We start from the raw sequence: 14,939 nt of genomic DNA on the forward strand, positions 1-14,939 counted from the left end.
CTCCTATTTCTTTAGTTTTATGGAACTGAGAAGATGTCCCATCCTAAATCGTTATGATTTTATTTGAGGGCTGCCGCTCTGAAGGGACAATACTTTAAAATATCCCTTCAGTTCCTGTGCCGTGCACTGCTTTTCATTCAGAAGCTTCTTTACAAGAGCCATATGCCTGCGGATCTGTTTTCCGGCAGTTTCTCCGGCCTCAGAATCCACACATTTTCCGATCAGCTCCTCTATCTCCTTTAAGTCCCCTTCCTGATCTTCCTTTTCGCGCAGCTGTTCTAAAAATTTCTGCTCCTTAAGAGTCAGGTTTGCCTCAGCCAGCAGATCCGGTCTGCGCTCAAGGGTTCTGCGGATGGACTGCTCCCGCCTCCAGGCTTCAATGTTTCTGTGATGGCCGGTAAGAAGCACCTCCGGCACCGCCCGGCCCTCATAGATCTCCGGCCGGGTGTACTGGGGATATTCTAAAAGGTTGTCGTAAAAGGACTCTACCTCTGCGGAATCCCCATTTCCCAAAACCCCCGGAACCAGGCGGGAAATACAGTCGATCATCACCATGGCAGGCAGTTCGCCGCCGGTAAGGACAAAATCGCCCAGGGACAGATACTCTGCCCCTATAGCCTCCAGGGCGCGCTCATCAATGCCCTCATAGTGGCCGCAGAGGAACGCAAGATCCTCTTCCCCGGCCAGTTCACCTGCGATCTTCTGATCAAAAACCCTGCCCTGAGGCGTCATATAGATCACTCTGGGGCGTTTTCCCAGACGGCGGCACAGATCCTCATAGGCGTCGCATACCGGCCCCGGCTGCATCACCATACCGGCTCCGCCGCCGTAAGGGGCGTCGTCTACATGGCGGTGCTTATCTTTTGAATAGGCACGGATATCCACTGCCTCTACCCCGATTGCTCCGCTTTCCATCGCCCGGCCGGTGATACTGGTTCCCAAACCGTCCATGACCATATCAGGAAACAGGGTGAGTATATGAAAATTCATGTATATTTACTCCTTCCATCGGTTTTTCAGCTTTGTCTGAAGCCGGTACAGGGTATTCATGGCGTCAATGGGCGTCATTGTGGAAAGTTCCAGACCATCCAGCTCCTTTATAATATCATCATCCTTTACTGTGTCAAAGAAGGTAAGCTGCTGCAGATCCACTTCATCGGGCTTTGGCACCGCCTTATGCTGGGCTGTATTGGCGTTGGCCTGGGCAATCTCTCTGGCTCTGGAGGTGATATCATGTTCACTCAGATCGCCGGCGATCTCCCTGGCCCGGCTGATCACGGAGTCCGGCACTCCGGCCAGTTTGGCTACCTGAATACCGTAGCTTTTATCAGCGCCGCCCCGGACAATCTTTCGCAGGAACACGATATCGTCTCCCTGCTCCTTCACCGCTATGCAGTAATTTTTCACCCCTGCTATGGTGCCTTCCAGCTCCGTCAGTTCATGATAATGCGTGGCAAACAGCGTCTTGGCCCCTAATAGCTTTGTACTGCTGATATGTTCGATCACTGCCCAGGCGATGGAAAGCCCGTCAAAGGTACTGGTTCCCCGGCCGATCTCATCCAGCACCAGAAGGCTGTTTCTGGTAGCATTACGCAGGATATTTGCTACCTCGGTCATCTCCACCATAAAGGTACTCTGGCCGCTGGCCAGATCATCAGAAGCTCCCACACGGGTAAAGATCCGGTCGCAGATGCCGATCTCCGCCTCCTGAGCCGGCACAAAGCTTCCCAGCTGAGCCATAAGGACAATCAGCGCCACCTGGCGCATATAGGTGGATTTTCCCGCCATATTAGGGCCGGTTATCACGGAAAGGCGGTTCTTTCCATTGTCCAGGAAGGTGTCATTTGCCACAAACAGATCGTCCCGCATCATCTGTTCCACCACCGGATGGCGGCCGTTTTTGATGTGGATCACACCCTTTTCGTTGATGGATGGCTTTACATAGTTGCGGCGGGTGGCTACAGAGGAAAGAGAACAGAACACATCCGTTCCCGCAATGGCTCTGGCCGTCTGCTGGATCCGTACCACCTGCGCGGCGATGGCGTCTCTCACACCGCAGAACAGGTCGTATTCCAGGGCTACCAGTTTCTCCTCAGCCCCCAGGATCACATCCTCCAGCTGCTTTAACTCATCTGTGGTAAACCGCTCGGCGTTTGTAAGGGTCTGCTTACGGACAAAGTACGCCGGCACCATATCCTTAAAGGAATTGGTGACCTCAAAATAATAACCGAATACCTTATTATACTTGACCTTCAGGGTCTTGATCCCCGTTTTTTCCTTCTCATTTGCCTCCAGCTGGGCCAGCCAGGTCTTTCCCTCTGTCTTGGCGCTGCGCAGCCGGTCTGCCTCCTCATGATAGCCTTCTTTGATGATGCCGCCTTCGCGGACGGTAATAGGCGGATCCTCTACGATAGAGCGGTCGATCAGATCCCACAGATCTTCCAGCGGATCCAGCCCGTCCTCCAATTCCCTTAAAAGGTCGGAGCAAAATTCCTTTAACAGTTTCTTGATATGGGGCAGCATTTCCAGGGAGGTCTTAAAGGCAATCAGATCCCTGGGGCTGGCCGTCTTGTAGCTGATCCGGCCGATGAGACGCTCCAGATCGTACACCGGGTTCAGATACTCTCCCAGTTCTTCCCTGGAAATATAATTCATGTTCAGTTCCTCCACCGCATCCTGACGGCGGAGGATCTCTGACCGGTGGATCAGGGGCTGCTCAATAAAACTGCGCAGAAGTCTGGCTCCCATGGCGGTTTTCGTCTTGTCAAGAACCCATAAGAGCGTGCCTCTCTTCTGCTTTTCACGCATGGTTTCCACCAGCTCCAGATTCCGTCTGGTGGAGGTGTCGATCACCATGTACTGACCCGTGGAATAGGGGGTGATGGCCGTAATGTGCTCCAGTGTGCTCTTTTGAGTCTCATACATATATTCCATCACCGCTCCTGCGGCAATGATGCCGGTGCCGTAGTCCTCCAGTCCCAGACCGCTTAGAGAGCCTACCTTAAAGTGCTCCTTCAGTATCTTCCTGCAGGACTCGTCTCCGAAGAAATGGCTGTCCAGGGCAGAGATGGCCATATTATAGCGGTTCTTCAGATCCTCCAGGTCCACCCCTGACATATAAAAGGCGTTGTTGCAGATAATCTCCGAAGGAGAAAACTTATTGATTTCATCAAACAGCTCCCTGTCTGATTCTACCTCTGTCACCAGGAATTCTCCCGTACTGATGTCCGCAGTGGAAATGCCGTAGCGGCCGTCTAAATACACAACGCCCATCAGATAATTATTTTTCGTCTCATCCAGAGCCTGGGCGCTGGTAATGGTGCCGGGAGTTACCACCCGGATCACCTCGCGCTTCACAAGGCCCTTTGCCAGCTTCGGATCCTCCATCTGCTCGGCAATGGCTACCTTGTAGCCCTTCTGCACCAGGCGGTTTAAATAGGAGTCGACGGCATGGTAGGGAACGCCGCACATGGGTGCCCGCTCCTTAAGGCCGCACTCCTTTCCCGTCAGAGTGATTTCCAGCGCTTTTGAAGCAGCCAGGGCGTCGTCAAAGAACATTTCATAAAAGTCTCCCAGACGGTAAAAGAGAATACAGTCCGGGTATTCCTTTTTTGTCTCCATGTAATGCCGCATCATGGGAGACAGCTGTGAATAATCGATCTCCACGGTGATTCCTCCCTTAGTCCTGATAGATCCGGCCCATATAGTAAAAGCCCCGGCTCTCTTCCAGATATACGTCTTTAAGCGTGCCGATCATAGAGGCATCGCCCGGAAAATGAACCACTGTGTTATTAGACATACGTCCGGTCACAAGTTCGGGGGAATGGTCGTTGACCTCCTCCACCAGCACCTGCTGTACCGTATGCACATCCCGGCCGCAGACTTCTGCGGAAATCTCCTGAACCTCTTTTAACAGCCGGTCAAAACGGGCCTTAACCACCTCCTCCGGCACCTGGCCTTCCATCGAAGCCGCCGGTGTGCCGGTACGCTTGGAGTAGATGAAGGTAAAGGCGCTGTCAAAGCGAACCTTTCTCACTACATCCAGAGTCTCCTCGAAATCCTCATTAGTCTCTCCGGGAAAACCTACAATAATATCCGTTGTCAGAGAGATATCCGGAATAGACGTCTTTATCTTCTTTGCCAGCGCTAAGAACTGCTCCTTTGTATAATGGCGGTTCATGACTTTTAGGATCCGGGAGCTTCCTGACTGCAGGGGCAGGTGGAGATGACGGCAGATCTTCTTTGACTGGGCCATTACCTGGATCAGCTCATCTGAGAGATCCTTGGGATGGGATGTCATAAAGCGAATCCGCTCCAGACCATCGATCATTTCCACCTCCTGTAAAAGCTGTGCAAAGGTCATGGGCGTCTCCAGGTTCTTGCCGTAGGAATTTACATTTTGTCCTAAGAGCATAACCTCCACCACGCCGTCTGCCACCAGCCTTTTGATTTCTTTTATTATTTCCTCCGGCTTTCTGCTGCGCTCTCTGCCTCTTACATAAGGCACGATGCAGTAGCTGCAGAAATTATTGCAGCCGAACATGATGTTGACTCCAGACTTAAAGGGATATTTCCGCTCCACGGGAAGATCCTCTACAATCATATCCGTATCCTTCCACACATCCACCACCATCCGGTGTCTGGCGTGAAGGCCCGCTTCTTCCCTTTCAGTTTCCTCTTCCCTCGCCTCCAGGCAGGCGCTTACCAGCTCCGCCAGCTTGAAAATATTATGGGTGCCGAAGATCAGATCTACGTAGCGGTAGCTCTTTTTGATCTTCTCCACCACCTCCTTTTCCTGCATCATGCAGCCGCACAGAGCGATCATCATGTGGGGATACTTTTTCTTTCTGGCTCCTAACTGGCCCAGACGGCCGTATACTCTTAAGTTGGCATTTTCCCGGACTGTACAGGTGTTGTAGAGAACAAAGTCTGCCTCCTCCGTATCCACGGACTCATAGCCGACAGCCTCTAAGATGCCTAAGAGCTTCTCCGAGTCTCTTGCGTTCATCTGGCAGCCGAAGGTGGTTATATGGAAGGTTCCGTACCGTTTCTTATCAAGTAAGTGTTCAAGCTGTTCTTTCCCGTAAATGGTCTCTGCCTCTCCTGATGCAACCATCTTCTCAAACCGCTCTTTTAACAGCCTGCTGGCCCGCTCTATAAAATAATACTGTCTGTCCGGTTCATTCTGCGGCACTAATCCGATCTCTTTCTCATTCATGTGTTTCATTAACTCTCTTTCATTGCTTTATACCTTTACATTTCTTGGATTATAGCATAGACGCCGCAAAACCGCAATGCGAAAGATACGCTTAAGACCACAGCCGCCAGAGACTGCTCCTTTTGCCGGATCGTTTCAGCAGGTCAGTGGACGTGGTCTCTGTACCGCGGCGCGGCTCCCTGCAGACAGTGCCGCGCCGGAAATTTCCCCTCCATCCGGTGTTCCCTCACCTCGTTACCCGGCGTATTCTTAATGGTTTCTTTATACCCCCCCCCCCAAGTTCCAATAACCAAACCATCAATCTCTCCCAAACAACCGGCACCAGGGGCAGTATCTTCATTACCTGCCTGGTTTCTCAGAAGATATGCCATAATGCAAAGTTCAGAAACATCTTTATGGCAGTGACGGGGATTGTCTATGCCGATCAAGCCGACTATTTTTTTATCTTTTTTAACCGGCGCGGCAAGCAGGCGGCGGGTTCCCCTGCGGCTCATGATCTCCCATACCTCCGGGCAGTCCTTTCGTATTGAATCCAGATTCAAAACCACAGACGGCTCTCCTTTATTAAATTCTTCCACCCATCTGTGCAGAGCATGGGACGGGATATTCTGAAGTTCTTCCTTTCCTGAAAGAATGCCATCCCCGCACCATTCAAAGGCACAGTTCCAGAAAGCTCCCCCCTTATCAGCCGTCAGCATATACGCGCGGTCCGCTCTGTAAAATTCCCCGATGGACTGCAGTCCCTTCCCTATTCCCTCTGACACACTGGAGCCATCCGCCAGCAGTCTGATGCAGGATACCACATTTGTCCCAAAATCCAGCTTCGACTGAATATCCTCGCTTACATACTCTCTGTCTGTGATATCGATGGCGATCTCAAGGCGGGCTTTTTTTCCTTTCCATGAAATCAGCTTGTCTTTAAGCAGAAAATGACGTCCCAGAAAGGTATTTTCCTGCTCCCACAAATAGAATTTTTCATTGCTGATCTTACTGTTTGTACAGAATTCACAGGGCTCCTTGCGCCCCTGGATCACGTTATAGCATTTCATTCCCTTATAGTCGCGGATTCCCGTAAATCTGCGTCCGGCAGGATTTATATAATAGAGCTCATAGCTGTCAATGTCGCTGACAAAAACGATTTCATCCATCGACTCCACGATAATCTCCATGTTTTCCTGTTCCTCTGCCTCAGGTATGTTCCTCTCTTTCCCGGTGCAGGAGAGTTCCATGAAATGCTTCTGGCGCTCCCTGCAGTCTTTATAGCGGGGGCTGTCCTCCTTTATATAGTATTCTTCAAACTCTCCGGTCTCATAGGGTTTCGCAAACAAATAGCCCTGATAGAGATCCGGTTCCATCTCCTTTAAGACCGAAAGCTCCTCTTCTGTTTCCACCCCCTCGCAGCAGACACGGATCTGCGCGCTGTGGGCCAGTTCAATCATATTGCTGATCAGCCGGCAGTTATAGGCGCTGTGCTGGATCCTGTTTACAAAACAGCGGTCTATTTTTACCTCATTGATTTCCATGCTTTTTAGATATCCCAGGCTGGAATATCCTGTGCCGAAGTCATCAATGGCGATCTGTATCCCATGTTTCTTCCATGTGTAAAAGATCCGGTTAAAATACTGGTAATTCTGCAGCTGCATACTTTCCGTCATCTCCAGGGTAAGGCAGCTGCCGGGCAGTCCCGTCTTTTTGAGCAGTTCCAGCACCATTCCCGTGATCTCCTCGCTGCGCATCTGGACGTAGGAAACATTTACGCTTATATGGAAATTGGGCAGCGTTTCTCTCCAGAGTTTACACTGCTTTAAAGCCGTCTCCAGCACCCATTTTCCCACCGGTATCATCATGTCGGTCTGTTCCAGGATGGGAATAAATATTTCAGGGCTGATGGTTCCGCGGGTAGGGGAACTGTACCTGAGAAGAGCCTCTGCTCCAAAGACGCTGTAGTCCTTCTGCTGTATCTGCGGCTGATAGCACAGATAAAATCCAAAAAAATCATACTTGATACATTCCCTTAGTTCCTCCTGCAGATCGATGATATCCAGCCTTTTTTCATAATCTTCCGGCGAGAAAAAGACCAGTTTGTTTTTTCCGTACCGCTTGGCGCGGTCCAGCGCCGTCTCTGCGTACTGGTACAGAATCTCCGCTGTTTCTATGGTTTCCTCTGTTCTTTCGCCATAGGCGACCGCGCCGCCTGATACCGTACAATAAGGATCCAGCTTTTCCTGAAGCGACGTATAGAGTTCCTCCACTGTTTTTCTCCTCTGCGCTTCCAGATTTACGGCATAGCGGTCTCCGTCCAGCCGATAAATTTTATAGGATGGATCTACAACCTCCTCCATCATGGCTGTGATGGTTTTTAAAATATAATTCCCATAGCCTCTGCCATATTTCATGTTGATGGCCTGGAGCTCATCTACTCCAAGCATCAGGAGGTATCCCTTTTTTCCTGCTTTTTCTAACTTTTCTATATCCCGGTAAAAACATTCCCCGTTGAGAAGCCCTGTCAGAGAGTCCACCTTATGTTCAAAAACGGTGTCTGATATCCTTCCAATCACCACCTCTGACGTTCCATTTTTCTCTAAGCGGGATTTTCCTCTGACACTGACCCAGATCCTGTCTCCGTTCCGGTCAATCAGGCGACATTCTGTATTAAATTCTGTGACTGTCCCATGTTTTATCTGTTCCCATGCATTTTTTACTTCCCCATAATCCCTGCTGTATACAATCTTTTCAAAATCCTTGATGCAGTACCGGTTATTTTTACTGCATGGCAGATTATACGTTTCACAAATTTTACCGGGAAAATAAATTTCTTCTGTGGTTATATTCAGGATAAACAAATAATCTTCTGTGGTTCCTTCCAGGAATTTGATCCATTCTGAATACTGTTCTATCGTATCCGTTGTATGCTCCATCCATTCGTCCGCCTTTTTAATAGGATCTGACCAATATTATCAAAAAATGCCTGTAAGCAGTATGATTGTGATTCCAAACCACTCCAGGCATTTCAGATATAGATATATTACTTAGTATTTATCACTGTATTCATCTGCTCCATATGATAAATTACTGTCAAAATCAGAAACTGTATGCTGCTGTGAAGGCAGATCTGTCTCAGATGTATTTCTCAGTGCGAAACGTCCTACCAGGTCTTTTAAGATCTGAGCCTGACTGGACAGCTCCTCGCTGGCAGCGGCGCTTTCCTCAGCCGTAGCGGAGTTGCTCTGAACAACGCTTGAGATCTGTCCAATTCCCTCGTTCACCTGCTTTACAGATTCTGCCTGGGACTCGCTGGCAGTTGAGATCTCCTCGATGGTCTGAGCCACATTCTGCACTCCTTCGGTCAGCTGATCCAGGGCCTTGGCCGTATCATTGGCGATGCGCGTACCGCGCTCTACCGCGTGAAGAGAACCTTCAATCAGGGACGAGGTATTCTTGGATGCCTCTGCCGATTTGCCTGCCAGGTTGCGCACCTCATCTGCCACTACCGCAAATCCCTTTCCTGCCGCGCCGGCACGGGCCGCCTCTACGGCTGCATTCAGCGCCAGGATATTGGTCTGGAATGCGATATCCTCGATGGTCTTGATGATCTTCCCGATCTCGCTCGAGCTGTCACTGATGTCTGACATGGCAGCCAGCATCTCCTGCATCCGCTGACGGCTTTCTCCTGCCTGTGCCTTGACTGCGTCTGCCATATCGCTTGCAGTCTTTGCGTTCTGTGCATTCTTCTCCACATTGTCGGAGATCTCGTTGATAGTAGCCGCAAGTTCCTCCACAGAGGATGCCTGCTCCGTAGCGCCCTGAGACAGGGCCTGCGCTCCGGAAGATACCTGGTCAGAACCGGCTGCCACCTGATCGGCGGACTGTGTTACGTTGGCCAGAGTGCTGTTTAAGTTGTCTCTCAGGCGGATCATGGACTCATAAATAGATACGTAAACACCGCGGTATTCTTTCTCCATGGAGGAATTTACATTGAAGTTCCCCTTGCTGAATTCGTTGAGCATATGATCCTCATCAGCAACGACGCCCTTAAGGAAGTTAACAACGATCCTCAGATCACGCACAAGCATACCCAGCTCGTCTTCTGCCTCATAGTCCACTTCAATATCAAGACTTCCCCTCTCCATATCATTCATGGCCTTCTGGAGCTGCTTTACAGGATTAACAACCGCACGGATCAGCGCAAGAGCCATGATGCAGGTGATCACAAGGGCAGCAATGATAATAACTACGGCAACTACATAAAGAATATTGCGCGTTACCATGGAAGTGTTGTATTCCTTATTGCTGGCCTCCTCTACCTGATCTGCAAATGTCTGCAGATTTTCCGTCGCCTCTTCGATCAGCGGATTATACTGTTCCATCAAAAGCTTGCTGGACTGACTGTCTGAGAAGGAATCCCCTCTGGAGGTCAGCTCCACAATCTGTGTGCGCAGAGACGTTGCATCCGCAATCTGAGCGCTGAACTGATTGATCAGTGTCTGGTCTCCCTTGTAATTCGATTTCAGCCAGTCCAGAGACTTGGTCATCTCATCTACATATTCCTGAGCCAGCTGGCCGTACTTGCTGGAATCCTCAGAGGTATCGGATATGACCGCCAGCCCCAGATTCTTTAAAGCAGCCTGCAGGTTTACGCGGATCTCATAGGTGTGCATCAGCGCCTGATAGCTCTGATCGTGAAACTTCACATAGCTCCTGCTGATTGTGGACATTCCATAAAACATTGCCGCCACTGTAACCAGAAAACACGCAATCACGGTGCCGAAGGCTATGGTGATCTTCTGACTCATCTTTCGATTTTTCATTGTTCATTCCTCTCCTTAGTATGTGTTAAGAATTCTTATCAGTTTATTTATCGGCAGAAAGCAGGGATTGATAAGGCAGATAAAAAATGAATCCGCTGCCTCTTTCAGGCAGTCTTACTCATTTCCCATGAGCATAATCTTGACATATTCTTCTGTCTTGTCCCTCATGATGCATATCCCTTTCTCCAGCTCTTCAAAGGACAGCCTGTGGGTAATCAGACGCTGAGGAGCCACCCGGTTCTGGCTCACCCGTTCCAGTACATAATGCCAGTCATCTTCCCTGTGATGACAGAAAGAGGAATTCCAGCTTCCCTTCACTGTCAGCTGTTTTCTCAGCAGCTTACCATATACCTCTGCCGGAAACAGGATGTCAGAGGACGGATTTCCAACCAGAGCAGCTCTGCCGCCCGCTCCCAGACTGTCCACGGCAGCCACAGCCGTCTGCGGCCGGCCCACACACTCAAAGCTTGCATCTGCGCCTGCACCGCCGGTCTGCTCCATAACCCAGGAAATAATATCGCGCTGTTTGCTGTCCATATATGCTTCTTCTGGCAGTCCGGCCTCCTTCGCAAGCCGTTTTTGCAGCGCTCTGTTCCCCACTGCCAGAATCTGCTCCTGTCCTGCCTCCATCAGAAAAAGCAGGTGGCAGAGCCCGATGGTTCCAAGCCCCAGAACAAGCGCCGTCTCCTCCTTTTTCAGTCCTATACGGCGAATATTATGAACCGCTACCGCCATAGGCTCCAGCATGGCCGCCTGCTCAAAGGAAACCAGATCCGGCAGCTCAATCAGATTCCATTCAGGAACCGCTGTATACTCCCCAAAACCGCCGTCGCACCTTGAGCCGAGATAGTCATACTCCCTGCACAGCTCATACTGGCCTTTTCGGCAGCAGCTGCAGGAAAAGCAGGGCTTTAACGGAAACACGCCCACCCGCTTTCCGATCCAGTGCCCCGACACCTCTGATCCGGTTCTCTCCACGATCCCGGCAAACTCATGTCCGGGAATCAGAGGATGGCGGTGAGCGCCTGTGCGGCAGATGCGGGGGATATCCGAACCACAGATACCCGCTGCCATCACCTTTATGAGCACCTCGTCCGGTCTCGGCTCGGGAACAGGAACGTCCTTAAAGCATAAACGTCCCGGCCCTTCCAGCACATAGGCCTTCATGGTTTCTTTCATACATTTCCTCCTAACAGATACCTTAAATAAGCCAGATCCTCCTGGGTGGTGATCTTAATATTTCTCTCATCTGCCGGTATGACCACGATATCCATACCGGCCAGCACCGCCGGTTCCGCTGATCCCCGGATCCTCATGATCTGATCCGGCATCAAAGCCAGGTTCGCATCATAATAAGGTTTTAAACGAAATACCTCCGGTGCCTGTCCCGCTGCCAGCTGATCCCGTTTTAAAAGGCCTGACAAACGCCCGTCCTCCATCCGATAGACGGTATCTCTTACCGGCAGCACCGGAACCGCCCCATCCCGTCCGGCCGCAGCCTCAAAGCAGCGGCGTATCAATTCACCGCTTACCAAGGGCCTGGCGCCGTCATGGACCATCACATACGAATTTTCCGCTGTTTCCTCTTTCATAAGTTCTGTCAGGGCATTCATCACAGATACCTGACGTTCCGGGCCGGGGTCGCAAAACCCCCGGAAACGGCTGCTGATTCCCGCTTCCTTTATCATCCTCTCCACGGCCCCTCTCCACGGCTCTCCTGCGACGATCCACACCTCTCCTGCACACTCGCAGTCTCTGACGGCCTCCAGACTGTACTGGAGCAGCGGCTTTCCATTGACATTAATAAACTGTTTCGGCACACAGCCGCCCATCCGTGTTCCGGCACCGCCTGCCAGTATAACTGTCCGGTTCATATCCATCTCTCCTCTCCTTCAGAAATCTGACTGCGTATCTGTGACAGAAGTTCCCTGTAGGGACGCCCCTTCCCAAACAAGAGCGTGGTTCCAAGAACAAAACCATCCATCCCTTTGGGCGCATACTTAAGGATCTTGTCCATACTGCAGGCTCCGTCCCAAAATACCTGAATGTCCATCTCCTCCTTCATCAACAGAAGGCGGTCGATCTTCTTACCTACATAGGGAAGGTACATCTGACCTGCATTCCCGGGATTTACAGACATAACCAGCACCTTCTTTACAATCCGCAGCATCTCAATCACGGTTTCCACACTGGTTCCCGGATTGATGGCAATGCCGGGAACCATACCGGCGTCGATGATTTTCTGCAAGGTAGTAGATGGGTGGTACTCCGCTTCCGGATGGATATAAACTGTGTCGCCGGGCCGCAGACGCTCCAGAAAAAGGTGAATATTATTGCAGGGATGTTCAATCATCAAATGCACATCCAGCGGTTTTTCAGACGCAGACGCAATAAAAGCCATATCGTTTAATGACATGGCAAAGTTCGGAACATAGCGTCCGTCCATAATATCAATATGAAAGGAATCAATTCCCCCTTCTTCCAGATCACGCACCTCTTTTTCCAGATTCCCGTAGGAAGCGCACATCATGGACGCTGTCAGTTCAAGCTTCATTGTGGTTTCTCCTCCCTGTATTTCATCCGCCTGTACCTGCGGTCTGATCTCTTTTAGTAATATCGGCTCATTCCTCCATTTTATAATTTCTCCCGGAGGGTTTTTGCAAAATTTCCTTATTTATTTTCAGATCCAGCCGATAAGATAAGAAGGCAGTGAAACCTAAAATTTAAGCGTAAAGGCGGTGTACACTATGAGTAACGGTATGGATAACAGCCTTTTGGACACATACCTGTACGAAGAAAACAATCTGCTGGACCAGTTAGACGAGCTGCTGGTGGCAGATGAGAAAAATGGAGATTTTTCCTCAGATGACGTAAATGAAATCTTCCGTATCATGCACACCATCAAGGGCTCTTCCGCCATGATGGAGTTTAATTCTATTTCCACCATTGCCCATCATATAGAGGATGTGTTCTTTTATATTCGGGAAAAGGGGATTGAATCTCTGGATCAGGAACATAAAAAAGAGCTTTTTAACCTCATGTTCCGCTCTGAAGATTATTTAAGAAGCGAGATTGAAAAGGTGGAGCAGGGCGTTCCCCTCTCTCAGGATATCGATGCATTCGCAAATGAGATCAATGGGTTCCTGCAAAAAATCAGCGCCTCCTCTTCTGATGCTCCTCACCAGAAGGAAAAAGCAGAGCATGAAACTTCCCCTTCCGGCAAATCTCTGCCCGGTTTCCCTGAGGATGCGAAAGCCAGGTGTTTTCTTCATATCTTCCTTGAAGAAGGGATCGGAATGGAAAACCTGCGGGCCTACATGATTGTCAATGCGGTAAAGGAGTGCGATGTAGAATTCCGCTGCTACCCTTCTGACATGGACAGCAATTCAGAGACGGCCGGAGTCATCGCAGAGGACGGCTTTTTTATGGCCTTTGACAGCCGTGAGGCCGCATCCAGAGCAGAGGATGTTTTAAAAAGTCAGAATCATATCCGTTCCTATGAGCTGGCCGATGTACCGGAGACGGATGAAGAGGAGAATGAAAAGGATACGCATTCCTCAGTTTCTAAAGACGGCGGCTCCAGGGCCGACGTTTCTCAAACAGCAGGCGAAGGCGCTTCCCCCGCTCCGGTTCATTCCCCCTCCGGGGCTTCTGAGCGCACTTCCAAGGGAACGCCCGTTCCTAAGCCCGCCCATGCTCCGGTAAAGCAGAGCCTTATCAGCGTCAACCTGACAAAATTAAACAATCTCATGGACATTGTGGGAGAAATCGTGATTACAGAGTCTATGGTAACCTCCTCCCCTGAACTTAAGCTGCTTCCCAGGGATAACCTGGACAATTTCATGAAATCGGCCCGTCAGCTGCGCAAGCTTACGGACGATCTGCAGGATATTGCCATGTCTCTGCGGATGGTGCCTATTTCCGGCGTATTCCAGAAGATGAACCGTATCGTAAGGGATATGAAACAGAGCCTTAATAAGGACGTGCGTCTGACCATCATCGGTGAGGATACCGAGGTGGACAAGACAATCGTAGACAGCATCCAGGATCCTATCATGCACATTGTCCGCAACAGCATGGATCACGGGATCGAGGAGACAGAGGCAGAGCGTATTGCTGCGGGGAAGGATCCTCAGGGCGAGATCATCCTTTCCGCTTCTCATACCAGCAGCGAAGTCGTGATTTCCATTGCAGACGACGGCTACGGCATGGATCCCGACCGTCTGCTTAAGAAAGCGAGGGAAAAAGGGCTTCTCACCAAGCCGGAGAGCGAATACAGCCGCAAGGAAGCCCTTGGGCTTATCATGCTTCCGGGCTTTTCCACCAACCAGGAGGTAACCGAATACTCCGGCCGCGGGGTGGGAATGGACGTTGTAAAGAAAAATGTGGAATCCGTAGGCGGAACCATCGCTATTTCCAGCGAGACCGGCCATGGCACCACCATTACCCTGAAAATCCCTCTGACTCTGGCTATCGTAGATGGAATGAAGGTCACGGTAGGAGACTCCATTTTCACCATCCCCATTGCCAATATCCGTCAGTCCTTTAAGGTAAAGAATGACCAGATCATACTGGATGAATACGGCAATGAGATGGTTGAGCGCATGGACTGCTTCTACCCCATCATCCGCCTGCACCAGTTCTATGGCCTGGACGCCCAGGTCACAAATATGGAGGATGGAATCCTTTTGTGGGTAGAGGCAAATGACCGTTCCTACTGCCTGTTCGTGGACGATCTGATCGGTGAACAGCAGGTAGTCGTAAAGCCGCTTCCCTCTTATCTGAATGATTTTGGATTAAAAGATTCCGGCATCATCGGCTGTACCATCCTGGGCGACGGAAATATCAGCCTGATCTTAGATATTGCCAGCCTTTATACGGCTGCCATTGAAAACGCATAACAGGAGGAAATC

At 50.4% G+C, this 14,939-nt stretch carries 9 protein-coding genes; 1 reads left to right on the forward strand and 8 read right to left on the reverse strand.

Annotated elements, in window-relative coordinates; genetic code table 11:
* Positions 1–51: 51 nt before the first annotated feature.
* From trmD to HW447_RS01335, 8 genes are all read right to left on the reverse strand, one after another.
* A complete protein-coding gene (gene trmD, locus HW447_RS01300; protein ID WP_176253506.1) occupies positions 52–990 on the reverse strand; it encodes a tRNA (guanosine(37)-N1)-methyltransferase TrmD in 939 nt (312 codons plus the stop codon).
* Between the two features lie 6 nt (positions 991–996).
* Positions 997–3,636: a DNA mismatch repair protein MutS gene (gene mutS / locus HW447_RS01305; RefSeq protein ID WP_176253737.1), complete on the reverse strand. Its 2,640-nt coding sequence runs from the start codon at positions 3,634–3,636 to the stop codon at positions 997–999.
* Positions 3,637–3,679: 43 nt separating this feature from the next.
* A complete protein-coding gene (gene miaB, locus HW447_RS01310) occupies positions 3,680–5,227 on the reverse strand; it encodes a tRNA (N6-isopentenyl adenosine(37)-C2)-methylthiotransferase MiaB (RefSeq protein WP_176253507.1) in 1,548 nt (515 codons plus the stop codon).
* Between the two features lie 134 nt (positions 5,228–5,361).
* Positions 5,362–8,136, reverse strand: a complete 2,775-nt coding sequence (locus tag HW447_RS01315; RefSeq protein WP_176253508.1) for an EAL domain-containing protein — start codon at positions 8,134–8,136, stop codon at positions 5,362–5,364.
* A gap of 111 nt (positions 8,137–8,247) precedes the next feature.
* Complete coding sequence (locus tag HW447_RS01320; RefSeq protein ID WP_176253509.1) at positions 8,248–10,026, reverse strand: methyl-accepting chemotaxis protein; 1,779 nt, start codon at positions 10,024–10,026, stop codon at positions 8,248–8,250.
* A 114-nt stretch (positions 10,027–10,140) separates the two neighbouring features.
* Entirely contained in the window at positions 10,141–11,205 is a 1,065-nt protein-coding gene (locus tag HW447_RS01325; RefSeq protein WP_243176169.1) for a galactitol-1-phosphate 5-dehydrogenase, read from the reverse strand.
* Positions 11,202–11,900: an IspD/TarI family cytidylyltransferase gene (locus HW447_RS01330; RefSeq protein WP_176253510.1), complete on the reverse strand. Its 699-nt coding sequence runs from the start codon at positions 11,898–11,900 to the stop codon at positions 11,202–11,204. The genes HW447_RS01325 and HW447_RS01330 overlap by 4 nt, the downstream gene beginning before the upstream one ends.
* On the reverse strand, positions 11,897–12,580 hold the full coding sequence (locus HW447_RS01335) for a ribulose-phosphate 3-epimerase (protein WP_176253511.1): 684 nt from the start codon (positions 12,578–12,580) through the stop codon (positions 11,897–11,899). The genes HW447_RS01330 and HW447_RS01335 overlap by 4 nt, the downstream gene beginning before the upstream one ends.
* Positions 12,581–12,773: 193 nt before the next feature.
* On the opposite strand from HW447_RS01335, the gene HW447_RS01340 reads away from it, so the two are divergent.
* Positions 12,774–14,927, forward strand: a complete 2,154-nt coding sequence (locus HW447_RS01340) for a chemotaxis protein CheA (protein WP_176253512.1) — start codon at positions 12,774–12,776, stop codon at positions 14,925–14,927.
* Positions 14,928–14,939: the final 12 nt, after the last annotated feature.

It is taken from the genome of Enterocloster alcoholdehydrogenati (assembly GCF_013282095.1).
Lineage (GTDB): Bacteria > Bacillota > Clostridia > Lachnospirales > Lachnospiraceae > Enterocloster > Enterocloster alcoholdehydrogenati.

Excerpts from the sequence above, each read along its gene's own strand:
- HW447_RS01315 (WP_176253508.1), bottom strand. The coding sequence starts at position 8,136 with ATGGAGCATACAACGGATACGATAGAACAGTATTCAGAATGGATCAAA.
- HW447_RS01335 (WP_176253511.1), bottom strand. The coding sequence starts at position 12,580 with ATGAAGCTTGAACTGACAGCGTCCATGATGTGCGCTTCCTACGGGAAT.
- HW447_RS01325 (WP_243176169.1), bottom strand. The coding sequence starts at position 11,205 with ATGAAAGAAACCATGAAGGCCTATGTGCTGGAAGGGCCGGGACGTTTA.
- HW447_RS01340 (WP_176253512.1), top strand. The coding sequence starts at position 12,774 with ATGAGTAACGGTATGGATAACAGCCTTTTGGACACATACCTGTACGAA.
- HW447_RS01330 (WP_176253510.1), bottom strand. The coding sequence starts at position 11,900 with ATGAACCGGACAGTTATACTGGCAGGCGGTGCCGGAACACGGATGGGC.
- trmD (WP_176253506.1), bottom strand. The coding sequence starts at position 990 with ATGAATTTTCATATACTCACCCTGTTTCCTGATATGGTCATGGACGGT.
- HW447_RS01320 (WP_176253509.1), bottom strand. The coding sequence starts at position 10,026 with ATGAAAAATCGAAAGATGAGTCAGAAGATCACCATAGCCTTCGGCACC.
- miaB (WP_176253507.1), bottom strand. The coding sequence starts at position 5,227 with ATGAAACACATGAATGAGAAAGAGATCGGATTAGTGCCGCAGAATGAA.
- mutS (WP_176253737.1), bottom strand. The coding sequence starts at position 3,636 with ATGATGCGGCATTACATGGAGACAAAAAAGGAATACCCGGACTGTATT.